This window comes from Rhizobium sp. 10N414, assembly GCF_056394785.1.
In genome coordinates, this window is sequence record NZ_JBFTIN010000038.1 from 35,168 (window position 1) to 56,637 (window position 21,470).

Genomic DNA, 21,470 nt, shown 5'->3' on the forward strand with positions numbered 1-21,470 from the left:
TGACTACCGCCTAGAGCAGGCGAGCTATGCCCAAACAGTGATTGAAAGCCGCGCGCGACCAACGACATTGGCTATAGCGAAGTGGCACGGAAAGGCAGCTCATGAGCGAACACCATGTTGTGGTTGTCGGCGGCGGCTTCGGCGGCCTGCAGTTGGTCAACGATCTAAAGGGTGCGGGCATCCGGATCACGTTGATTGACCGGCGCAATCATCATCTCTTCCAACCGCTCCTTTACCAGGTGGCGACGACAATCCTTTCCACCTCTGAGATCGCCTGGCCCATTCGCCATCTCTATAGCGACCGCCAAGACGTGACGACGTTGCTGGGCGAAGTCGTCGGTGTCGATACTGACGTAAAGGAAGTTTCTTTACGCGACGGCACTACGTTGCGTTATGACACGCTCGTCCTCGCCACGGGAGCAACGCACGCCTATTTCGGGCGAGACGACTGGGAGGCGGTGGCCCCCGGTCTGAAGACGCTGGAGGATGCAACGACGATCCGCCGGCGCATGTTGCTCGCATTCGAGCGGGCGGAGACCGAGACCAATCCTGCCGTGCGCGACGCATTGTTGACCTTCACTCTCGTCGGCGCCGGGCCGACGGGGGTCGAGCTTGCCGGGATCATCGCCGAGCTTGCACGCAAGACCCTGCCGCGCGAATTCCGCAATATCGATACGCGCAAGACACGGGTCGTGCTGGTCGAGGCGGGGCCGTGCGTGCTTCCGACCTTTGCCGAGGAGCTTTCCGATTATGCCAGCAAAGCCCTCCAGGAACTCGGCGTCGAGCTGCATATCGGCGAGCGTGTCCTGGAGTGCACGGCAGACGGTGTCGAGACGAGCGAGGAGTTCATTCCGAGCCGCACGATCGTCTGGGCTGCAGGCGTACAGGCATCGCCCGCAGCCAAGTGGCTCGGTGTTCCGGCCGATCGAGCAGGGCGCGTCGTCGTCGAGAAGGATTTGACGGCACCGGAGCATCCGGATGTCTTTGTTGTCGGCGACACGGCTTCCGTCATTCGGGAAAGTGGCGCTCCCGTCCCGGGGATCGCGCCTGCGGCCAAACAACAAGGCGCTTATGTCGCAAAGGTCATCCGCGCGCGTCTTGCGGGAAACCCTGCGCCCGCACCGTTCCGCTATCGCCATCAGGGCAGTCTTGCGACGATCGGTCGAAGCGCGGCCATCATCGATTTCGGTCGGATCAAGCTGAAAGGCTGGATCGCCTGGTGGATATGGGGCATCGCCCACATCTACTTCCTGATCGGGACGCGTTCGCGTTTTGCCGTGGCTTGGAGTTGGCTCTGGATTTACCTGAGCGGCCAGCACAGCGCGCGGTTGATCACCCAGAAGGAAACGATGCGCGACGATAGCAGCGCATAGAAAGGGCGGCTCAAGGCCGCTGGCTCAAGGCCGCCCTTTCCCATTATCAAGCTGCCAGCGAGGCGATGTCGATGACGAAGCGGTAACGAACGTCGCTCTTCAGAACGCGTTCATAGGCCTCGTTGACCTGCTGGATGTTGATCGTCTCGATCTCGGAGACGATGTTGTGCTTGCCGCAGAAGTCCAGCATTTCCTGGGTTTCCTTGATTGAGCCGATCATCGAGCCGGAAATGCTCTTGCGGCCCGGGACCAGCGAAAATGCATGAACCGGGACCGCGTTTTCCGGGATGCCGACGACCACAAATGCACCGTCCACCTTCAGAAGGCCAAGATAAGCGTTCCAATCGATCTCGGCGCTGACCGTGCAGATGATCAGGTCAAATGTACCGGCAAGCTTCTTGAACGTCTCCTCGTCGCTGGTCGCATAGTATTCCTTGGCACCGAGCTTGAGGCCGTCTTCCTTCTTGGAAAGGCTCTGCGAGAGGACGGTGATGTCAGCACCCATGGCCGCGCCGAGCTTGACGCCCATGTGACCGAGGCCGCCCATGCCGACGATTGCGACCTTCTTGCCTGGTCCGGCATTCCAGTGACGCAGCGGCGAGTAGAGCGTGATGCCGGCGCAGAGCAGCGGGGCCGAGGCGTCGAGCGGAAGGTTGTCCGGAATGGACATGACGTAACCTTCCTTGACGACGATCGAGTCGGAGTAACCGCCTTGAGTGCGCGTCTTGCCATCGGCTTCGAAGTCGTTGTAGGTGCCGACCAGGCCGGGCATATATTGTTCGCGGTCGAGGTCGCGGGCTGCACAGCCGACGCAGCTGTCGACGAAGCAGCCAACGCCGACACGGTCGCCGGCCTTGAATCTGGTGACGGCCGAGCCGACGGCCGAGACGATGCCGGCGATCTCGTGGCCCGGCACGATCGGATAGACCGCATTCTTCCATTCGTTGCGGACGGTGTGGATGTCCGAATGGCAGATGCCGGCGAACTTGATGTCGATCACGACGTCATCGGCATTGGGTTCGCGGCGCTCGAAGGTGAAGGGCGTAAGCGGCTTGGACGCGTCGGTGGCAGCATAGCCTTTTGCAATGGCCATCTGAGACTTCCTTTCGGGTTGCTGAGGTGATGGCAGACCATGCACCGGATCGATGTCGATGCGTTAGAGCGATACTCCGAGCTTCTTGCACGATCCTGCAAAAGTGACAGGCGGGCCTATTCTCGCGGGAGCAAAGCTGTCCTACATAGTGCGCATCTCTCCGAGGCGATACATAAAGGGTTCGCTCGTATGACTCTGCCGTTCAATCCCTATCAGGAAATCGTCTCCATTGCCGCGCGCCATCTTGGCGACGACGGGGAGTGCAGGACCGCGATCGAAAGCGTGGGGATAAGTCGGCGCACTTCACCAAGCGCCCCCTGCCACGGCAGCTACCGCCCTTGCATCGCCCTTGTTATCCAAGGCGCCAAGAGCCTGCGCCTTGGCACCGACGTCATCAATTACGGGCCTGGCGACTACCTGCTGACATCGCTCGACCTGCCGGTGACATGGCGAGTGGTGGAGGCAAGCCCCGAGGTTCCGCATTTCTGCCTGACGCTCGCCATCAACAGCGAGAAGGTTCTCGATCTCTTGAGCCGCGCCGAAATCCCGCGGCCAACCGCGCCCGTTGGAGGACGCGGGATCGTCGTAAATGTCGCGACGCCAGAGCTCTTGGACGCGGCAGTGCGGCTGCTACGTTTGCTCGATAGTCCAAAGGACATCGCGGCGATGGCGCCGCTGATAGAGCAGGAGATTCTATATCGGGTTCTTACCGGCCCGGACGGTGGCCGGCTGATCAATATTGCGGTCGCCGACAGTCACGGCAACCGCATTGCACGCGCCATCGCATGGTTGCGGCAGAATTTTGCCCAGCCGCTGCGCATCGAGGACCTCGCGGAGCAGGTCAACATGAGCGTGTCGTCCTTCCATCACCATTTCAAATCGATCACCGCGATCACGCCGGTGCAATACCAGAAGCAGCTGCGGCTGCATGAGGCGCGGCGTCTGATGCTGATCGAGCGGCTGGATGCAGGGACGGCGGGGCATCGTGTCGGCTATCAGAGCCCGTCGCAGTTCAGCCGCGAATACAGCCGCGTCTATGGCATGTCCCCGGTGAGAGACGTCGAGGCGGCGCGCGAGCCCGCTGACGGCGCCTGAGTAATGCGCTGTCGGCGGCGGCGGTTGGAGCGTAGCGACGGTCGCGTCGATATCGCGCAAGGACGCTGAAATTTTCGTGCCATGCCGCTTGACGCGCACAGTGGTTTGCAGCATAAAGCCTACGAACCGTACCGTACGGTACTATTGGGAGTGAGGCCGTGTCCGTCGATAATTTGGAGCCCAGCGAGTTTTCGCCGCGCCAAAACGCCGTCCTGGAGCAGGCATTGCAGCTGCTCGTCGATGGCGGCGAGAAGGCGCTGACGACATCGGGCGTTGCGCGCGCGGCGAACTGCTCCAAGGAAAGCCTGTACAAGTGGTTCGGCGACCGCGACGGCCTGCTGTCCGCGATGATCGCCTATCAGGCGAGCAAGGTGCGCACCTTCGAGCGCAATGGCGAGCGGCTGACGTCGGCGAGCCTCCACGACCACCTCGTCATCTTCTCAAAGGATTTGCTTGAAGTTCTCGCCGGCGATGTCTCGCTGGCGCTCAACCGTCTCGCCATCGGCCAGTCGCATCGCGACGGCTCCAAGCTCGGCAAGCTGCTTCTGGAGCGGGGTCGCCGTCAGATCGATCGCCGCGCCATGGGGCTGATCGATTCCGGCAAGCGCGCTGGGCTGCTGCGCTTCCATGATGCCGACGAGGCATATCACACGCTTTATGGCCTGATCGTTTCCGATCTGCATGTTCGCATGCTGCTCGGCGAGCCGGGTCTCAAGGATACCGCGCGTCAGGCGGAGAGGGCGGTTTCCGCCTTCCTGCGCCTCTATGGCACGGAAAAGGTTTTGGCGGAGATGCCGCTCGTCGGCTGATCCCCTCTTACAAGTCACAGGACAAGCAAAGGGAAGGAAATTCAAATGCGCGTCTATTACGATCGTGATGCAGATCTCAACCTCATCAAGTCGAAGAACGTCGTCATCGTCGGCTACGGCTCCCAGGGCCGTGCGCACGCGCTGAACCTCAAGGACAGCGGCCATGCCAACGTGACGATCGCTCTCAAGGCTGGCTCGGCAACCATCAAGAAGGCAGAAGCCGACGGCTTCAAGGTCATGACCGTTGCCGACGCTGCCAAGTGGGGCGACCTGATCATGATGGCAACGCCTGACGAGCTGCAGGCCGACATCTACAAGGGCGAAATCGCCGGCAACATCCGTGACGGCGCTGCAATCGCCTTCGCACACGGCCTCAACGTTCACTTCGGCCTGATCGAGCCGAAGGCGTCGCTCGACGTCGTCATGATCGCGCCGAAGGGCCCGGGCCATACGGTTCGCGGCGAATACCAGAAGGGCGGCGGCGTTCCCTGCCTCGTTGCCGTTCACCAGAACGCTTCCGGCAACGCTCTCGAACTCGCTCTCTCCTACGCTTGCGGCGTTGGCGGCGGTCGTTCGGGCATCATCGAAACCAACTTCCGCGAAGAGTGCGAAACCGACCTCTTCGGCGAACAGGTCGTTCTCTGCGGCGGTCTCGTCGAACTGATCCGTGCTGGTTTCGAAACGCTGGTCGAAGCCGGCTATGCGCCTGAAATGGCCTACTTCGAGTGCCTGCACGAAGTGAAGCTGATCGTCGACCTGATCTATGAAGGCGGTATCGCCAACATGAACTACTCGATCTCGAACACGGCCGAGTGGGGCGAATACGTCACCGGCCCGCGCATCATCACGGCTGAAACCAAGGCTGAAATGAAGCGCGTCCTGCACGACATCCAGACCGGCAAGTTCACGTCCGACTGGATGCAGGAGTACAAGGCAGGGGGTTCGCGCTTCAAGGGCATCCGCCGCATGAACGACAGCCACCAGATCGAAGAAGTCGGCGCGAAGCTGCGCGGCATGATGCCTTGGATCGGCAAGAACAAGCTGGTCGACAAGTCCGTCAACTAAGCGGTTTCACACTGCTGAGTCAGCAGGGCCGGGGCGAAAGCTCCGGCCTTATTTTTGCGTCCGTACCGCAAGCCAGCGGGTCGGCTTTCCGTCGTAGCCGGTCCCATCGCCTTCGCTGATCACAATGTTGTGCCAGCCGCCATTGCTCAGCATTTCCGAAAGCAGTTCCGCCGACGGATAGTTGTAGTAGCGACCGAAGCCGTCGTGCCCCTCGGCCTCGCCCGCCTTGAAGGTGGCGTGAAAGGCGCCGCCGGGCCGCAGCGCCGTGCGGATCCGTTCCAGCACATCAGGGAGGTCTGCCCGGGGGACATGCAGCAGGCTGGCCTCGGCCCAGACGCCGTCGAAGGCTTCCTCTTCGTCCAGATCCTCGAAGCGCAACACCGCGACGGGACGCTCAAGAAAGGTTTCGGCCTGCTCCGCGATCGCCGGCGATCCGTCCGTTGGCGTGACATCGAAGCCCTTTGACAGCATGTAGGCGCTGTCCTGTCCGCCGCCGCATCCCAGATCGAGGATGGCTGCACCTGGCGGCAGCATCAACAGAAAAGCGTCTAGGCGTCGAACCGGCAGCGTGCGTTGCCGCGAAGCATAGGTGGCCGCGTTGTCGTCATAGAATGAAGATGTACTCTCGTCTGCCATGATCGTTCGCCCAATGACCCAAGGCCGGAGTTACACGCATAAGGTCGCCGCCTTTGAGGCAGCGCTCATTCCGTCGATACAAAAGAGCGAGCTAGATGGAACGGCGCCCGCTGATGGCGTGGTACAGCCAAAGAACCACGACCGCGCCGATGACGGCGACAACGAGGCTGTAGATATTGAAGCCCGTTATGCCGGATGCGCCGAAGAAGCTGAAGATGACGCCACCGACGATCGCTCCGACGATGCCGAGGACGATGTCCATCAGCATGCCTGCGCCCGACTTGTTCACAATCTTGCTGCCGATGAATCCTGCGATCAATCCAAGGATAATCCACCCGATAACAGACATCTGCCATTCCCCTCCTTGATTGGTTGAATATTCAGACCATCTTCCCGTTTAAGCTAAATAGCTCGTCGGGGAATTCAAGGTTCGCGAGAACCTTGTTCTTTCATTCTACAGTTGTTGTTCAATGAAATGAAGCAACCGAAAAGGAGGATGTCATGGGTATTTTTGATGACGCCGTTCCGGGCGGAAGTATCTCGAAGCCGATCATGGTCGCGCTTGGCGCGTTACTAGTGGGAAAGCTTCTTGGTGCTGGAGGCAGCCAGACGGATCCAGCCGCTCAGCAGGCTAATCCCCAAGCTGGTGACGGCGGGCTTCTTGGTGGGCTCGGCGGTCTCGGTGGTCTTCTCGGCAAGCTGACGGAGGCCGGGCAGGGCGATACGGTGGATTCCTGGGTCCAGCCCGGACAGAACAAACCGATCGCGCCGGGCAGCCTCAACGATGCGCTTGGGTCGAAGACGATCAGCGATCTCGCACGCCAGGCGGGAATCAGTGAGCAAGAACTCCTGAATCAACTTTCGACAGTCCTGCCCGGAGTGGTCGACAAGCTGACACCCAGAGGCCAACTGCCGACACAAGAGCAGATCGCCTCCTTGTTCCGTTCCTGAGCGCGGTACGATCGAGCTGCAGTATCGCAGAAGACTCGCCCCGTTTCCCGGTCGGAAGCGGGGCGAACGAGTGTTTTTTCCATGCCGCCCCTGATGATTTTGCGACCGGCCGAAGCCTCGCGCCTCTCTGCGCTCTTCCTCTGGTCCGGCCACAAAAAAACCGGGCGTTGCCCCGGGCGTTGCCCGGTTTTCGAGTTTTCTGAATTGCTGGGCCGACTACTTGCGGCCGCTGACCTCAGACCAGGATGCGGCGTGTCCAGCCACGCTCATCGTTCGTCACGCCCTTCTGCAGGCCGACCAGCTCCTGGCGCAGCTCGGTGGTGAGCTTCCCGGTCTGTCCGTCTCCGATCAGGAATTCGCCACCAGCGTGTCGCACCAGGCCGATGCCCGCGAGTACCGCTGCAGTGCCGCAAGCGAAGGCTTCCACGAGCTTGCCACTGACGGCATCGGCCTGCCATTCCGCGAAGGAGTAGGGGCGCTGCTCGACGCGCAAGCCCTTTTCTTCGGCGAGAACGATAACCGAGGCGCGGGTGATGCCCGGCAGGATCGTGCCGCCGAGCGGTGGCGTGACGACGGATCCGTCGTTCATCACGAAGAATACGTTCATCCCGCCGAGTTCCTCGACCCAGCGGTGCTCTGCCGCATCGAGAAAGACGACCTGATCGCAATTCCTCTTCGAGGCCTCGGCCTGCGCGATGAGGCTTGCGGCGTAGTTTCCTCCGCATTTTGCAGCACCGGTGCCGCCGTTGGCCGCCCGAGTGTATTCGGTCTCGACCCAAAGGGAGACCGCTTTTGCTCCACCTTTGAAGTAGGCGCCGACCGGAGAAGCGATAATGCAGAAGATATATTCCTGAGCCGGACGAACACCCAGGAATGCCTCGTTGGCGAACATGAAGGGGCGAAGATACAGGCTGGCGTCGCCCGATGGAATCCAGTCCTTATCAACACGGACGAGTTCTTCCACCGCCTTCAGGAAAAGTTCGTCCGGCACGGGAGGCATCGCCATGCGGATGGCTGACTGGGCGAAGCGGCGGGCGTTCTCTTCAGGCCGGAAGAGCAGAATGCGACCATCGTCCGCCCTGTAGGCTTTCATGCCCTCAAAGATTTCCTGCGCGTAGTGCAACACCGCGCTGGCAGGATCGAGTTCCAAGGGCCGCCTGGGCGTTACCTTCGCATTGTGCCACCCTTTGTCAGGAGTCCACCGAGCCAGAACCATATGATCCGTGAAGACCTTGCCAAAGCCGGGCGACTCCAGGGCCTGAATTCGGTCGGCGTCCGAGACCGGCGACGTGTGGAATTCGATCTTGATTTCAGGAGTGTTCGACGACGCGGGCATTGCTGGCACCTTCATAGCATATTTGATAGTGGCGGCGACACTACTGCCACGGAGTGGGTCTTGAAAAGATCGATTTTAGCCAGTTCTGGCTTCTGATCACGGAAGTGACCTTCGCTTCCCAAAATTGTCATGGTAGCAAACAAATAGGTCAGTAATGTTGACTTATTATTTGTTGCGTGGTTCTGTCGCCTAAAGACAAAAAATTACGAGGAAATGCCCATGCTGAATTGGGAAAGCATATTCGCGACGCGTTCTTCCCGTATGCGTGCTTCGGAGATTCGCGAGCTTCTGAAGCTTCTTGACCGCCCAGATATTATTTCCTTTGCCGGTGGTATTCCGGATCCGGCGCTTTTCCCCGATCAGGAATTCAAGGCGGCCTACGTCGATATCTTCGATAGCTCGGCCGTGAACTCGGCGCTGCAGTATTCGGTCAGCGAGGGCTATAGGCCGCTCCGCGAATGGCTGGTCAAGCAGATGGCCGCCATCGGCATCCCTTGCGAACTCGATAACGTCTTCATCGTTTCTGGCTCGCAGCAGGGCTTGGATTATCTCGGCAAGCTTTTCCTCTCGCCCAATGACACGGCGCTGGTCACCTGGCCGACCTACCTCGGTGCGCTCCAGGCCTTCAATGCCTATGAGCCGGCCTACGATCAATTGACGCCGAACGGCAACCGCACGCCTGATTCCTACAAGGCGCAGGCCGCGAGCGCGGGCGGCAAGGTGAAGTTCGCCTATCTCTCGGCCGACTTTGCCAATCCGACGGGCGAGACTGTCGATCAGGCTGGACGAGAGAAGGTTCTTGCCCTGGCAGAGGAACTCGATATCGCAGTCATCGAAGATGCCGCGTATCAATCACTCCGCTACGATGGGACGCCGATCGCGCCGATTCTGGCGACGGAGATCGCGAAGAAGGGGCACATCAACGATACCCGCACGATCTACTGCGGCAGCTTCTCGAAGACGCTTGCGCCGGGCCTGCGCGTTGGCTTCATCGTCGCCAACGCTCCCGTTATCCGCAAGCTTGTTCTGATGAAACAGGCGGCTGACCTGCACTCCTCGACGATCAATCAGATGGCGATCGCGCATGTCGCGGAACGCGGTTTCGATGCACAGGTCGCCAAGATCAAGTCGGTTTATAGTCACCGCCGCAATGTCATGCTGGCGGCGCTTGAGAAGTACATGCCTGCAGGCACGAGCTGGACGAAGCCCGAAGGCGGCATGTTCATCTGGGTGACGCTGCCTGATGGCATGGATGGCGCGAAGCTGCTAGCCAAGTCGCTGGAAACGGCCAACGTCGCCTTCGTCCCGGGTAAGGCCTTCTTCGCCGATGGTTCGGGTGAGAACACCTTCCGCGTCAGCTTCTCCTGCGCGAACGATCAAATGATCGAGGAGGGGATCAGCCGCCTTGGTGCGTTGATCGCCGGTGAAATCGGCGGTTGATCAGCCGCCGACCTCTTCAGAGCCAACTATCGATTGAGGTGTGGGCCGAGCAATTCGAGGTCCGCCTCACTCAGCCGGTCGCTGGCCGTGTTCAGCTGGTGCCAATACGGATAGAGCACGGGCGGCAGGCTGACCGCGTCCAGTCGACTGCGCTCCTGCTCGGTCAGCTTCAGCTCGGCCGCGGCGAGATTGTCCTTGAACTGGGCTTCGGTGCGCCCTCCGATGATGACAGACGTGACCGCCTTGCGGCCGATCAGCCAGGCAAGCGCCACCTGGGCTGCCGAGACACCGCGCTCATCGGCGATCGCCACCAGCGTTTCCACGATATTCCAGAGGCGGTTTTCATCGCGGATCGGCGGCTCGGTCCAGCCTGAGAACTGCCGCGAACCCTCAGGTGCTGCCCGGTTGCGTCGATGCTTGCCCGAAAGCAGGCCGGCAGCAAGCGGGCTCCAGACGAGGACACCGAGGCCCTGGTCGATGCTGATCGGAAGGAGTTCATATTCCGCATCGCGTGCTTCGAGCGTGTAGTGGATCTGCTGGCTGACGAACCGCTCCCGCTTTTCCCTCGCGCTGACGCCGAGCGCCTTCATGATATGCCAACCGGAGAAATTGGAGCAGCCGACATAGCGGACCTTGCCCTGGCGCACGAGTGTATCGAGCGCCTCCATGGTTTCCTCCAGTGGCGTCTGCCCGTCCCACTCGTGAAGCTGGTAGAGGTCGATGACGTCAGTCTTCATGCGCCGCAGGCTGGCCTCGCAGGCGCCGATCAAGTGATAGCGCGACAGGCCGGTGTCGTTCGGGCCGTCTCCCATGCGAAAGCGCGCCTTGGTGGCGATGAGAACGCCGTCCTTGCGCGGCCCGCCGATGATCTCGCCGAGGATTTCCTCGCAAACACCCTGCGAGTAGACGTCGGCAGTGTCGATCAGGTTGACGCCGGCGTCTATGCACAGGTCGACAAGCCTGCGTGCCTCGGTAACGCCGAGATCGCCAACCATCTTTGCCCAGCCTTGGCCACCGAATGTCATGGTGCCCATCGTCAAGGTCGAAATCTTCAGGCCAGAACGGCCAAGAAGCCGGTATTCCATTTGCGCTCCTCCAAAATGCACAAGTCAAAACGTGCGGTAGAAGATAGGGGCGGGGAAGGTGGGTCAAGGGCAGATGTCCGACGTCTTGGTACCGAAGCCGACTGTCACAATCATGTTATCCGCGATGGCTAAGGAACGGGTCTCCCACCACCGAGGACCAATCATGAAGACGATCGTTTCCGCCGCCGCGCTACTCGCAGCGAGCTTGCTTGCAATCCCAGCCTCCGCCGCCAATCTCGTCCTCTATACGAGCCAGCCGAACGAGGACGCGCAGGCAACCGTGGATGGCTTCATGGCAGCCAATCCGGACGTCAAGGTAGACTGGGTGCGCGATGGCACGCCCAAGATCATGGCGAAGCTGCAGGCGGAGATCGAGGCCGACAATCCCGTCGCCGACGTCCTGCTGATCGCCGACACGGTGACGCTCGAGCGTCTGAAGAAAGCCGGCAAACTGCTCGCCTACAGGTCGCCGGAAGCTGCCGGCTACGACGCGGCACTCTACGACGGTGACGGCTACTACTATTCGACCAAGCTGATCACGACAGGCATCGTCTACAACACCTCTGCCGCGTTCAAGCCGACCAGCTGGAAGGACCTGACGAAGGCCGAAGCCAAGGGTCTCGTGACCATGCCGAGCCCCTTGACGTCGGGTGCAGCCCTCATTCATGCGCAGACGCTGGCCGGCGTCAGCAGCCTCGGCTGGGATTTCTACAAGGATCTTGCCGCCAATGGCGCGACCGCCGCAGGTGGAAACGGTGCTGTGCTCAAGTCGGTTGCCTCGGGTGAAAAAGCCTTCGGCATGATCGTCGACTACATGCCGATCCGCGAAAAGGCCAAGGGCGCGCCGGTCGCATTCGTCTTCCCGACGGAAGGCGTCTCCGCCGTCACGGAGCCGGTCGGTATTCTCGCAAGTTCGAAGAATGCCGATGCGGCGAAGAAATTCGTCGATTACGTGCTCTCTGAAAAGGGGCAGGAAGGCTTCCTCAAGCTCGGCTATATCCCCGCCCGCAACGGCATGAAGCTGCCGGAAGGCTTCCCGGCTCGTGACAGCATCAAGGTGCTGCCAGTCAATGCCGCGGAGGCGCTGAAGACTACCGATCAGGACCTCAAGACCTTTTTCGGCATTTACGGCTCGAACTGATCGCCGCCGGAAAGCAGATGCGCGGATATGTTCGTCCTGGAAACAGCCAGCCTGCTTGGCTGTTTCCTTTTGTCGTTATCATTGTCCTGATACTTAGCGTGCTGCCGCTAGCGCGGCTCGCGATGACAGGCATTGCGGCGCTCGCAAAGGGCGGCGTCGGCGCGGTGCTCAGCGATCCTGCCCTTTGGTCGGCAACCTACTACACGCTCGCCACGGCCATTCTTGGCACACTGATCTCGCTTGCCATCGGCTGCGCCTTCGCGTTCCTGCTGACGCTGACGGATATCAGCGGCAAGGGAGCGCTAAGCTTCCTGTTCGTCCTGCCGATGATGATCCCGCCGCAGGTGACGGCGCTTGCCTGGGTGCAGATGTCCGGGCCGTCAAGCCCACTGCTGAAGGCGTTGCACCTTGCGCCTCCGCTTGGATCGCCGCAGCCGCTTTATTCGGTCGGGGGCATTTCGCTGCTCTACGGAGTACAGCACGCGCCGCTCGTTTATCTCGCCCTCCGTGCAGGCCTGATGGCGTTGCCTCGCGATGGTGTCGAGGCGGCGCGTCTTGCTGGGGCGGGCAGCTTTCGGGTCTTCCGCGATATCATCCTGCCGCTTTCGTTGCCGGGCATCATTGCCGGTGCCGCAATCTCTTTCATATCCTGTACAGGCAACTTCGGCATTCCCGCCATTCTCGGCATACCCGCCTCGATCTACACGCTTCCGACACTTATCTTCACTAAGTTCTCCGCCTTTACGAGCCGTACTTTCGGCGACGTTGCAGTGCTTTCGGCACTGATCGCGATCATTTCCGTTGCCGGGCTTGCCATTCAGGATCGCGCCCTGCGCGGACGCGACTACCGCGTCCTCGGGCTTTCGGGCGCGACCGCGGCCTTCGAGTTGGGGCGCTGGAAGCTCCTTTTGCAGCCGCTGCTCTGGCTCTGCATCTTCTTCATGCTGGTAGCGCCATTCTTCGCTCTCCTCGCCGGTGCACTCGTGCCGGCCTATGGCGTGCCGTTGACCTTCAAGACCCTGTCGGCAAGCGCCTTCTACGAAATTCTCTTCCGTCAGGCGGTCACGCGCACGGCTTTCGCCAATTCGCTCTCTCTCGCGGCGGGGACGGCGCTATGTCTCCTCTTGGTGACCGTGCTGACGGCTTACGCGTTGACCCGGCGGAAGGACCTGCTGGGCCGGATCGTTTCGAGCCTGATCGAGATTCCCTATTCGCTGCCCGGCATCGTCATGGCCGTGTGCTTCATTCTGGTGTTTGCCGCACCGCTTCCGATCCTGCATGTGACGCTCTACGGAACGATCTGGATCATTCTGATCGCCTACCTCTCCAGTTTCTTTGCCGTTAGCCTGAAGCCTGTCGTCAGTGCGTTCCATCAGCTCGATCCGGCACTGGAGGAGGCGGCAAAGCTTTCGGGAGCGGGCTTCTTCCGGCGGCTCGCCGACATCATCGTGCCCTTGATCGCGCCCGCTGCCGGCGCGTCGGTGATCCTGGTCTTCCTGATCGCTTGCAATGAGCTGACTATTTCCGCGCTTTTGTGGTCGRCCGGGACGCAGACGCTTGGCGTCGCCATCTACAATCTCGACGACAGCGGTAGTTCCGATCTCGCGTCGGCGCTCTCCGTGCTCGTCGTTCTTATGGTCGTCTTCATGATGCTTCTCCTGGAATTGATGGCAAAACGCCTGCCGAGAGGAGTCGTACCGTGGCGGAACTGATCCTCAACCATCTTGCCAAGGACTTCGGTACCGGGCGCGCGGCGGTCGCCGACTTCTCCCTGAAAGTGCGGCATGGCGGCTTCCTGGCGCTGCTCGGACCGTCTGGCTGCGGCAAGACAACTGTTCTGCGCATGATCGCCGGTTTCGAGGCGCCAACCGACGGCTCTATCCATCTTGGCGAGCGGCTGCTTGCAGACGCCTCGAGGTCGCTACCACCGGAACGGTGCAACATGGCAATGGTGTTCCAATCCTATGCGCTGTGGCCGCATATGAGCGTCGCAGACAATGTCGGCTATCCTCTGAAAGTGCGCGGCATCTCCGGCGAGTCCTACAGACAGAAGGTCCGCGAGGCACTGGCGACGGTGAGGCTCGCCGACCATGCCGAGCGGCGTCCCGCCGATCTCTCCGGCGGCCAGCGACAGCGCGTGGCATTGGCCCGCTGCCTTGTCTCGTCACCTGATGTCGTGCTGCTCGACGAGCCGCTCGCCAATCTCGACCGGCACCTGAAGCAAGAGATGGAGGAAACGTTCCGCGAATTCCACCAGCGCTCCGGAGCGACCATGGTTTATGTGACGCACGATCAGAGCGAGGCGATGGCCCTTGCGACTGATGTTGCGGTCATGTCCGAGGGCCGCCTTCTGCAGGCTGCGCCGCCTGCGGAGATCTACGCCCGGCCAGAGGGCCGGCTGGTCGGTGGGCTGATCGGTCGCGGTGCGATCCTCTCGCTTTCATCTCCAGTTGGTGACATCAGGCTTCTCGATTGGAGCGCTCTCGAGTCCATGCTGTCTCACGAGGCGAGGCACCAGCCGAGAGTGGATGTGTTGGTGCGCCAGGAAGACGTCTTGATTGCTGGTGAAGGCGTTCCAGCACGCGTCGAGTCGATCCTCTACGAAGGCGAACGCTACGCCGTGAAGTTGCTGCTTGGTGACGGACAGGTGCTTCGCGCATTCAACCGTGAGCGATTGCGGGTCGGCGAAAGCGTGTGGGTCGTTGCGCGCGCCGCCTGGCGTCTCTGATCGCGAAACGTCTTTCCGAAGCGGGGCTTAGCCACTACTAATGGCATAACGCCAATTGGAAATGTTCGATGTCGCTTCGCATTGCCACCTTCAACGTCGAAAACCTCATGACGCGTTTCGACTTTACCGGCTTCCGCAACCAGTTGCGCCAAGACCGGGTCATCAAGCTTTTCGAAGTGCGCAGTGAAGGCGTCTACCAGCAGCTCGAGCAGGCGCGGGTGATCGCTTCCACCGACGATACCCGACAGATGACGGCGCTCGCGATTGCCGACGCCGACGCCGACATTCTCTGCCTGCAGGAAGTCGACAACATGGAGGCGTTGCAAGCCTTCGAATACGGCTATCTCTTCAGGATGGTCGGCAACGGTTACCGGCAAAAATATCTCGTCGAGGGCAACGACAGCCGCGGGATCGACGTCGCAGTCCTGATGCGGGAAGAGACACGTGACGGGCAGAAGATCGAGCTCAAGCAGATCAAGAGCCATGCAATGCTCACCTATCGCGATCTGGGGCTTTTCAACGACCAATTGGCGCTGACCAACCGCATCGACGACAAGATCTTCAAGCGCGACTGCCTGGAACTGGAGCTCGAGATCGGTGGTGTCGCGCTGTCGCTCTACGTGGTCCATTTCAAGTCGATGGACGGGCCGCGCACGAATGGCGTCGACAGCAGGCTCGGCACCATGCCGATCCGGCGGGCCGAGGCGCTGGCGGTTCGCCGTATCATCGAGGACCGCTTTCACGGTCATACCGATGACAAGAGGTTCGTTATATGTGGTGACATGAACGATTATCAGGAGCGCGTCGACGTCATCGGGCGCCGCCAAACGGGCTACCGCTTCGAGCATCAGGTCGAGAGCATCAGCGCGCTCGACGTCTTCAGTCGCGACGGCTTTTTGGAGAATGTCGTGCGCCGCCGTGATCCGCTCGACCGCTGGACGCTCTACCATGCCCGTGGACCCGAAGAGCAATGGCTGTGTCAGCTCGACTACATCTGGCTCTCGAAGGCGCTCGCCAGAACGAATGTCGGACGCCTGCCGGAGATCGTTCGACATGGACAGCCTTACCGCACGGCCTTCCCGCCCGGCCAGGAGGTCGAGCGTTATCCTCGCACCGGCTGGGACCGGCCAAAGGCCTCCGACCATTGCCCCGTTGTCATGACACTGGATTTGATATGAACCTGCATTTCTCCGAGGATTTCGCCGGCTGGCCGCCGGAGCAGACCGTATTTCCGATTGCTGGGCTGGACCTTCGCGTTCTCGCCGGGGACCATTCCTTTTATGTCGCGGAGCACGAGGCGATCCGGGAGAACTGGGCGAAGGAAACGGCTGCAAACCCGGCGCTGTTCGACGGCCGCATGGTCTTTCAGGAGCGGCTGGCTCTAACCGATGCCGGCATAGCAGGCGAGGGCCATGTCATCCCGTTTTCTACATTCATGTGGTGGCGTCGCCAACCGAGCCGGCAAGGCGGCATCCATCTGTTCGCCTATCCGGTCCTCGAAACCTCGGACGGCGCGCTGGTGGCTATCCGCATGGGGAGCCATACGGCCAATCCCGGCCAGGTCTATTTCGCTGCCGGTTCCCTCGAACCCGAGGACGTCAGCGAAGGTCGTTGCGACGTCGAAGGCAATATGCGTCGCGAGGTGATGGAGGAGACGGGGCTTGACCTCAACGAGGCCAAGGCCGGCGATCGCTACTACGCGAGCCATGTCAGGCGCACGGTGACTGTGCTGCGTCTCTTCCGCTTCGACCTGACCGCCGATGACATGATAGAGAAGATCCACGCACACATGCTGGTTGCCGACGACAAGGAGATTGCCGGCGCGGTTGCTATACGTTCGGCCGACCCGAAGGCACACCCCTACAATATTGCGATGCTCCCCGTCATCGACTGGTACTTCCGGGAACGGCGCGGCGCTTAACGCCTTGCGCTCGGTCGTCCGGTCGGGCAGGTTGGCGAAACGAGGATCGAGACCATCAGGAGGCCGATGTGGGGCGAAGCTACAGCGTCTATGACGTGTTCACCGACCGCAAGCTCGCCGGAAATCCGCTCGCCGTTATCTTCGATGGTGACGATTTGAGCGATGATGCCATGCAGGCGATCGCCAAGGAAATGAGCCTCTCGGAAACGGTCTTCGTGCAGCCGTCGGGTAATCCCGCTTACACGGCGAGAATCCGCATCTTCACGCCCGGGCGGGAGCTTCCCTTTGCAGGGCATCCGACCGTTGGAACGGCGATCGCTCTCGCCGAGCAGGCGCATGGCGGCTCGAGCATCGATCTCGTTTCGGTGCTGGAGGAAAATGTCGGACCGGTGCGTTGCGCCGTTCGCCTGCGGGAAGGCGAGGCGAGTTTTGCCGAGTTCGACCTGCCGCGGAAGTCGCAGCAGATCACGATGCCGCTCGACAAGCTTGGAATCGCCAATGCTTTGTCGTTGAAGACGACCGAGATCGGCTTTGAGAACCACGTACCGTCGTTGTGGAGCGCCGGCGTGCCGTACCTGATGGTGCCGGTGCACGACGTCGGCGCCGCGCAGCACATGGAGTTCGACCCGCAACTTTGGGAAGAGACCGTTCCCTTCGTGGATGGCGCGCTTGCCTCGGCCTATATCTACTGCCGGGGCGGCGTGAACCATGTGGTGAAATTCCATGCGCGGATGTTTGCGAGCGGCATGGGGATCGTGGAGGACCCTGCGACCGGGTCGGCTGCCGCCGCGCTCTCCGGCACCATTCACTATTTCGACCGTCTGACGGACGGGCACCATGGCATGACGATCGAGCAGGGCGTGGAAATGGGCCGGCCATCCTTCATTCATCTGCACATGGATGTTGAAGGCGGAACGATCTCAAATGCCCGGATCGGCGGGCAGGCTGTGCGCATCGCAAGCGGAACGCTGGACCTTTGATTTCATTGCATTTCAGCCATGCGCAAAAATCTTCGCATTTAACCAAAGAATTTTCAGGCAGGCGCTAGACAAGCCGAACGATCCTGTTTATACGCCCCCTCACACCGCGCAACACGGCGGTTACGGGTGATTAGCTCAGTTGGTAGAGCAGCTGACTCTTAATCAGCGGGTCGTAGGTTCGAGCCCTACATCACCCACCAAAAACCTCAAGAAAAGTAAGCAGTTAGAAAAAAACTCCCAAGCGGGAGTTCTGGCCATTCTGCCAATTCTGTCACAAACTTTGTCACAAAATCGAAAGTGGCTTCCGTCATCCAAGCCCCGCGCCTGGACACAGGCGCGTGCATCCCGTCGGCGTTAAAGCAGCGAGTTCTCATTAGAGCAGCGTGGAGGTTTGCAGCTATCGCCGGCGGCTAATGCGGTGCATGTCGACAATGCGGCCGTCAGTTCGACGGATTGCGATCTCGAAGCGGGTGTTGCCTCGCCACGCACGATAGATGAAGAACCTGCCACGGCAGTCGACCCGACGAACATCGCGGAAGCCGCGATTGCGAAGCAGTCGTTCACCCTGACTACAGGTTATCCCTCGACCTCTATTGAGGCTGCTACCGATCCCGATGTGTATGCTGATGTCGGTTTGGGCAATCGCTTCACGGGGAAGCGCCACCGGTGACGCCACTATTGCCAAGGCGAGCACTGATGAGACGAGCGAAGATCCACGCATTATTGTGACGATACTCATAATCATCCTCACTGTTTGACCCATGCCGGTCCTGAAAAACGCCCAACATGACCGTTTCGGCCAGACCATCGCGAGGAAAAGAACGCGATAGTTGCATAGGGCGAGGCCGGCTAGGCCTGACCGTGGCGGCTCCCAGATTATCAGCAAATGTCAGAATCCGTAATCGTGTCGGTGGGTTGCAAACCAGAGACTGGTTCGGCGAGCGATGAAATGGACGATAATTGCGTCAGCGACTTTGAGATGACGAGCTTTCAGCTTGACACGGTGTCAATTGGCAGCCACCGGTTCGAGGCGAAGGCATTGATCGGCGCATGGGTTGTGTGAAGCTTGAATGGAAGCAGGGGACAGCGGTTTAGCGCGGGGCCGCTTTCGTCTAACATCTCTTTCTCGTAAACCGCTGCAGCCAGGAGAAGCATGAATGAGCAGATTTCGGGCATTTGTAGCAGCTGGAGCGATGATCAGTCTTTCCACGCTTCTGTCGGCCTGCGGGACGCCCCCGAACTCGATGGGCAATGCGTCAGGCTATGAGCCGGGAGATTCAATGAATCGAGCCTGCTCCGACGGCTTCAGACCCAGCGACGGCCGGTCCTGCAGTTACTGACGGGCGGTAGCGCCTGCCGAAGGGCGATCCGTCCGACGGCTGCGCGCCCTCGTTGCACGGGATCCTCCCGTCGCCTCTCCAGCAATGGTTTGCGCGCCCTCATCGGTTAGATGACCTTCGCCCGCTGCCATTCCATCACCAATTCCGGGTGCGGCAGTTGGCGCCATGCTTGAGCCGCCGCAGACTTTTGTCACCAATGTCCGCGAGGTCCCGGCTCCGCAGGCACGGGTCGTCGTCGAGGAAAAGATCGTCGTCGGTCAGCCGCTTCCGGAGACCATTGTCCTAACACCTGTTCCCGACAATCCGAATTTTGCTACGCGGTCGTGAACGACGAGCGTGTGATCGTCGAGCCTTCGTCGCGCAAGGCTATCCGGGTTCTCAACTGATCCTGGTTCGAGAGCGCGGCTATGCTGCGCTCAACCAACTCCAATCAAATTTGACGTCAAGGACATACGCTGCGGCTCGATGCCGTACGTTGCGTGCGCCTTGTCGTCCACGGAGAAGAGACATGGAACACAAGAAACTATCCATGATTGTTGGGCAGCGGCGATCGGATAGACGCCGCCGGCGGCGCTTGGCTCGGGTATTGCCGGCAAGACGATAGTGACGCGGAACAAAGTTCCCTCGCACGGGTTTCTTGGCTGATCGCGATTATCTCGACCAGGCCTGCGCCGCCTCGCCATGGGGCATCCGCAAGGCGCCATTTTAAGGCGTCGTGCGGCTCCGCAGATCGAGCGCAGAGGGCGCATGCATCAGTCATGAGGGTAGGGAAGCTGTCATGAGAGCGATTGCAACGATGCTGTTCGGCATTGCCTCGGCTGTCGGGGCCTGTTTCATCGGGGCTGCGGCCGCCACGTACATCCTCGCCGTGCCTGATGGGCGGCAGTTCGCGAATCTGGATACACCGAACCTTTGGACTGCATCTCCCGAGCGGGTTGATGCACGTAGTCAGAAGTTCGAGCGGATTGCGCCCCTTGTGTCAGCGGCCTATCCCGTTACATCCGCAGCACCCAAGCCCAAGGCGGACGTGGTAGCAAATTCCGCGTCCGAGGACGCATCGACGGACGCCGCCTCGGCGTCACTGCGTAACGAGCATCAACAATGGTGCGCGTCGCGATACCGGTCCTATGATCGTGCCCGTGACACCTATCGCTCCTACAGCGGTCAAATCCGCATCTGCGTGTCGCCCTTCGCCGCCCCATCGATGGAGATCACTGGATCGGTGAGTGGAAACCCAGACCATCTCGCGTGGTGCTTTGCGCGTTATGCGTCCTATCGGGCAAACGACAATACATACCAGCCGTACGGCCGACCGAGGCGCGAATGTGTTTCGCCATTCTCCAGCAACACCAGTGCCGAGACTGCCAGCCAATGACGCTGTTCTGGCGAACTTGAGCCACCGCCGGTCCTTTCACACGGAAAAAAAGACTGTGGGAACCAACAGTGTGGCGCCGCGTTTTAGACACAGTTCCAAGGCGATCCGCACACCCGCCTTGGCCTTTCCAAAAGTCCCTGTCATCTGCCCCGCTTGTTGCGGGGCTCCTTTCTGCTTGTCGAGGAAGGGGAGCCACCATGTCACATAAGCGCTACAGTCGTCGCGACGAGCCGCTACGTTCCATGGATCTGTCAGTCTGCCTTCGGGTGCTCGATCACATCCGCAACGAGCAGGGGATCGAAGCGTCCTGGACGAATCCGATCGGATCGCCTCAATCATCATCGAGTTTTATCGCCAGGGAGTCCGTGACGAGAAACAGTTGCACACGCTGATCGACGTGGCGCGCGGGTGTGCGGATCGATCTTAGTGGACAAAACGAACAATGGTTGGGAACAGAAGCGAACCACCGGCGTTTTTCGCTCAGGTCGTGCCGCCCTAGGCACGTTGTTTTGAAGTGCAACGATATTAGAGAGCCCCGCCGACACCGCGGGGCTTTTCCTTTGTCGTCTTTTCAGCCGGCTCTTGTAGGACTTAGGTCCTATAGGACCTCAAAAACCTGAACCATATGCAGGCCTGCCGCGTTGATCTCCAGAGAAAGGAGACTGACCATGAAACGGTTGATCATCGCAATGGCCGGCCTCGCAGCAGTACTGGTGAGTGCTCCTGCCGACGCCCAAGGTGTCTATTTCGAGTTCGGTTCCGGCGGCCACAGGTATTATGATGATTCACCACCGCCTCGTTACTACCGATACGGCCCAAGGTACCGTGATTACGACTATGACGGACCGCGCTACGCCCGCCGCGACGTATGCTGGAGGGTGCCTTACCAGCACCGAAGCCACCACCACTATATCACCAGGTATAGAACGGTTTGCGAATAGAGAATCGGCCTCGCGTGAAGCGAGGCTCAGATTGCTGACAAACCCCTGGCACCGTCTGGGGGTTTGTGATTCATTGGGACATGTTGAAGAAACCTGCCCCCACCCAGACGGCTCTTGAGATGGTGACGCTCGACAGTCTGGTGCCGAAGGATCACCTGCTG

21 protein-coding genes, 1 tRNA gene and 1 pseudogene are annotated in these 21,470 nt (G+C 60.4%); 18 read left to right on the forward strand and 5 right to left on the reverse strand.

The genetic code is table 11. The features are described 5' to 3' along the window. The first annotated feature begins 101 nt into the window (after positions 1–101). Positions 102–1,373 (forward strand): NAD(P)/FAD-dependent oxidoreductase, encoded by a 1,272-nt coding sequence (locus AC1DE4_RS25600; RefSeq protein ID WP_169683749.1) that lies wholly within the window; start codon positions 102–104, stop codon positions 1,371–1,373. A 46-nt stretch (positions 1,374–1,419) separates the two neighbouring features. On the opposite strand, the gene AC1DE4_RS25605 is transcribed toward AC1DE4_RS25600, so the two are convergent. Further along, the gene (locus tag AC1DE4_RS25605; RefSeq protein ID WP_169683750.1) at positions 1,420–2,466 is read right to left on the reverse strand and encodes an NAD(P)-dependent alcohol dehydrogenase; all 1,047 of its coding nucleotides are present in this window, start codon (positions 2,464–2,466) and stop codon (positions 1,420–1,422) included. Between the two features lie 189 nt (positions 2,467–2,655). On the opposite strand from AC1DE4_RS25605, the gene AC1DE4_RS25610 reads away from it, so the two are divergent. The 3 genes from AC1DE4_RS25610 to ilvC all read left to right on the forward strand — a co-directional run bounded on the left by AC1DE4_RS25610 (position 2,656) and on the right by ilvC (position 5,435). Further along, positions 2,656–3,561 carry an AraC family transcriptional regulator gene (locus AC1DE4_RS25610; protein WP_169683751.1) on the forward strand — a complete coding sequence of 302 codons (906 nt, stop codon included), beginning with the start codon at positions 2,656–2,658 and terminating at the stop codon, positions 3,559–3,561. 143 nt (positions 3,562–3,704) lie between these two features. After that, entirely contained in the window at positions 3,705–4,370 is a 666-nt protein-coding gene (locus tag AC1DE4_RS25615; RefSeq protein ID WP_026371979.1) for a TetR/AcrR family transcriptional regulator, read from the forward strand. Between the two features lie 45 nt (positions 4,371–4,415). Further along, positions 4,416–5,435: a ketol-acid reductoisomerase gene (gene ilvC, locus AC1DE4_RS25620; protein WP_169683752.1), complete on the forward strand. Its 1,020-nt coding sequence runs from the start codon at positions 4,416–4,418 to the stop codon at positions 5,433–5,435. 48 nt (positions 5,436–5,483) lie between these two features. Here ilvC and AC1DE4_RS25625 read toward each other — a convergent pair whose 3' ends face one another. Both AC1DE4_RS25625 and AC1DE4_RS25630 read right to left on the reverse strand, forming a co-directional pair. Next, positions 5,484–6,071 (reverse strand): class I SAM-dependent methyltransferase, encoded by a 588-nt coding sequence (locus tag AC1DE4_RS25625; protein ID WP_018858646.1) that lies wholly within the window; start codon positions 6,069–6,071, stop codon positions 5,484–5,486. A gap of 91 nt (positions 6,072–6,162) precedes the next feature. After that, positions 6,163–6,420 (reverse strand): GlsB/YeaQ/YmgE family stress response membrane protein, encoded by a 258-nt coding sequence (locus tag AC1DE4_RS25630; RefSeq protein ID WP_007534948.1) that lies wholly within the window; start codon positions 6,418–6,420, stop codon positions 6,163–6,165. Between the two features lie 152 nt (positions 6,421–6,572). Here AC1DE4_RS25630 and AC1DE4_RS25635 point away from each other — a divergent pair, with 152 nt between their 5' ends. Then, the gene (locus tag AC1DE4_RS25635) at positions 6,573–7,022 is read left to right on the forward strand and encodes a YidB family protein (protein WP_018858645.1); all 450 of its coding nucleotides are present in this window, start codon (positions 6,573–6,575) and stop codon (positions 7,020–7,022) included. A 235-nt stretch (positions 7,023–7,257) separates the two neighbouring features. On the opposite strand, the gene AC1DE4_RS25640 is transcribed toward AC1DE4_RS25635, so the two are convergent. Then, positions 7,258–8,358, reverse strand: coding sequence for a branched-chain amino acid aminotransferase (locus tag AC1DE4_RS25640; protein WP_018858644.1), 1,101 nt, complete (start codon positions 8,356–8,358; stop codon positions 7,258–7,260). A 219-nt stretch (positions 8,359–8,577) separates the two neighbouring features. On the opposite strand from AC1DE4_RS25640, the gene AC1DE4_RS25645 reads away from it, so the two are divergent. Beyond that, positions 8,578–9,798, forward strand: coding sequence for an aminotransferase-like domain-containing protein (locus AC1DE4_RS25645; RefSeq protein WP_018858643.1), 1,221 nt, complete (start codon positions 8,578–8,580; stop codon positions 9,796–9,798). A gap of 26 nt (positions 9,799–9,824) precedes the next feature. On the opposite strand, the gene AC1DE4_RS25650 is transcribed toward AC1DE4_RS25645, so the two are convergent. Further along, positions 9,825–10,883: an aldo/keto reductase gene (locus AC1DE4_RS25650; protein WP_018858642.1), complete on the reverse strand. Its 1,059-nt coding sequence runs from the start codon at positions 10,881–10,883 to the stop codon at positions 9,825–9,827. Between the two features lie 163 nt (positions 10,884–11,046). On the opposite strand from AC1DE4_RS25650, the gene AC1DE4_RS25655 reads away from it, so the two are divergent. The 12 genes and pseudogenes from AC1DE4_RS25655 (at position 11,047) to AC1DE4_RS25710 (ending at position 21,309) form a co-directional block, all read left to right on the forward strand. Then, positions 11,047–12,024 (forward strand): ABC transporter substrate-binding protein, encoded by a 978-nt coding sequence (locus tag AC1DE4_RS25655; protein ID WP_477883649.1) that lies wholly within the window; start codon positions 11,047–11,049, stop codon positions 12,022–12,024. Positions 12,025–12,041: 17 nt separating this feature from the next. Then, positions 12,042–13,736 carry an ABC transporter permease gene (locus tag AC1DE4_RS25660; protein WP_477883651.1) on the forward strand — a complete coding sequence of 565 codons (1,695 nt, stop codon included), beginning with the start codon at positions 12,042–12,044 and terminating at the stop codon, positions 13,734–13,736. Continuing rightward, on the forward strand, positions 13,724–14,752 hold the full coding sequence (locus AC1DE4_RS25665; protein ID WP_477883653.1) for an ABC transporter ATP-binding protein: 1,029 nt from the start codon (positions 13,724–13,726) through the stop codon (positions 14,750–14,752). Before AC1DE4_RS25660 ends, AC1DE4_RS25665 begins: the two co-directional genes overlap by 13 nt. A gap of 68 nt (positions 14,753–14,820) precedes the next feature. Then, positions 14,821–15,930, forward strand: coding sequence for an endonuclease/exonuclease/phosphatase family protein (locus tag AC1DE4_RS25670; protein ID WP_018858638.1), 1,110 nt, complete (start codon positions 14,821–14,823; stop codon positions 15,928–15,930). Next, on the forward strand, positions 15,927–16,673 hold the full coding sequence (locus AC1DE4_RS25675) for an NUDIX hydrolase (protein ID WP_018858637.1): 747 nt from the start codon (positions 15,927–15,929) through the stop codon (positions 16,671–16,673). Before AC1DE4_RS25670 ends, AC1DE4_RS25675 begins: the two co-directional genes overlap by 4 nt. A 68-nt stretch (positions 16,674–16,741) precedes the next feature. Next, positions 16,742–17,653: a PhzF family phenazine biosynthesis protein gene (locus AC1DE4_RS25680; protein WP_477883655.1), complete on the forward strand. Its 912-nt coding sequence runs from the start codon at positions 16,742–16,744 to the stop codon at positions 17,651–17,653. Positions 17,654–17,777: 124 nt separating this feature from the next. Further along, positions 17,778–17,853: transfer RNA gene (locus AC1DE4_RS25685), tRNA-Lys, on the forward strand. Between the two features lie 191 nt (positions 17,854–18,044). Continuing rightward, a complete protein-coding gene (locus AC1DE4_RS25690) occupies positions 18,045–18,323 on the forward strand; it encodes a hypothetical protein (protein WP_210258390.1) in 279 nt (92 codons plus the stop codon). Positions 18,324–18,810: 487 nt separating this feature from the next. Continuing rightward, positions 18,811–18,993, forward strand: coding sequence for a hypothetical protein (locus AC1DE4_RS25695; protein WP_082728602.1), 183 nt, complete (start codon positions 18,811–18,813; stop codon positions 18,991–18,993). 141 nt (positions 18,994–19,134) lie between these two features. Next, positions 19,135–19,379 (forward strand): annotated as a pseudogene (locus AC1DE4_RS25700) (DUF1236 domain-containing protein); the annotation flags it as partial. 392 nt (positions 19,380–19,771) lie between these two features. Next, the gene (locus tag AC1DE4_RS25705; RefSeq protein WP_018858634.1) at positions 19,772–20,368 is read left to right on the forward strand and encodes a BA14K family protein; all 597 of its coding nucleotides are present in this window, start codon (positions 19,772–19,774) and stop codon (positions 20,366–20,368) included. A 668-nt stretch (positions 20,369–21,036) separates the two neighbouring features. After that, positions 21,037–21,309, forward strand: a complete 273-nt coding sequence (locus tag AC1DE4_RS25710; protein ID WP_082728603.1) for a hypothetical protein — start codon at positions 21,037–21,039, stop codon at positions 21,307–21,309. Positions 21,310–21,470 lie beyond the last annotated feature (161 nt).

Coding starts and splice junctions, on each gene's coding strand:
- AC1DE4_RS25605 (WP_169683750.1), bottom strand. CDS start 2,466: ATGGCCATTGCAAAAGGCTATGCTGCCACCGACGCGTCCAAGCCGCTT.
- AC1DE4_RS25650 (WP_018858642.1), bottom strand. CDS start 10,883: ATGGAATACCGGCTTCTTGGCCGTTCTGGCCTGAAGATTTCGACCTTG.
- AC1DE4_RS25705 (WP_018858634.1), top strand. CDS start 19,772: ATGAGAGCGATTGCAACGATGCTGTTCGGCATTGCCTCGGCTGTCGGG.
- ilvC (WP_169683752.1), top strand. CDS start 4,416: ATGCGCGTCTATTACGATCGTGATGCAGATCTCAACCTCATCAAGTCG.
- AC1DE4_RS25675 (WP_018858637.1), top strand. CDS start 15,927: ATGAACCTGCATTTCTCCGAGGATTTCGCCGGCTGGCCGCCGGAGCAG.
- AC1DE4_RS25640 (WP_018858644.1), bottom strand. CDS start 8,358: ATGCCCGCGTCGTCGAACACTCCTGAAATCAAGATCGAATTCCACACG.
- AC1DE4_RS25630 (WP_007534948.1), bottom strand. CDS start 6,420: ATGTCTGTTATCGGGTGGATTATCCTTGGATTGATCGCAGGATTCATC.
- AC1DE4_RS25695 (WP_082728602.1), top strand. CDS start 18,811: ATGAGCAGATTTCGGGCATTTGTAGCAGCTGGAGCGATGATCAGTCTT.
- AC1DE4_RS25610 (WP_169683751.1), top strand. CDS start 2,656: ATGACTCTGCCGTTCAATCCCTATCAGGAAATCGTCTCCATTGCCGCG.
- AC1DE4_RS25625 (WP_018858646.1), bottom strand. CDS start 6,071: ATGGCAGACGAGAGTACATCTTCATTCTATGACGACAACGCGGCCACC.
- AC1DE4_RS25670 (WP_018858638.1), top strand. CDS start 14,821: ATGTCGCTTCGCATTGCCACCTTCAACGTCGAAAACCTCATGACGCGT.
- AC1DE4_RS25645 (WP_018858643.1), top strand. CDS start 8,578: ATGCTGAATTGGGAAAGCATATTCGCGACGCGTTCTTCCCGTATGCGT.
- AC1DE4_RS25710 (WP_082728603.1), top strand. CDS start 21,037: ATGAAACGGTTGATCATCGCAATGGCCGGCCTCGCAGCAGTACTGGTG.
- AC1DE4_RS25600 (WP_169683749.1), top strand. CDS start 102: ATGAGCGAACACCATGTTGTGGTTGTCGGCGGCGGCTTCGGCGGCCTG.
- AC1DE4_RS25655 (WP_477883649.1), top strand. CDS start 11,047: ATGAAGACGATCGTTTCCGCCGCCGCGCTACTCGCAGCGAGCTTGCTT.
- AC1DE4_RS25635 (WP_018858645.1), top strand. CDS start 6,573: ATGGGTATTTTTGATGACGCCGTTCCGGGCGGAAGTATCTCGAAGCCG.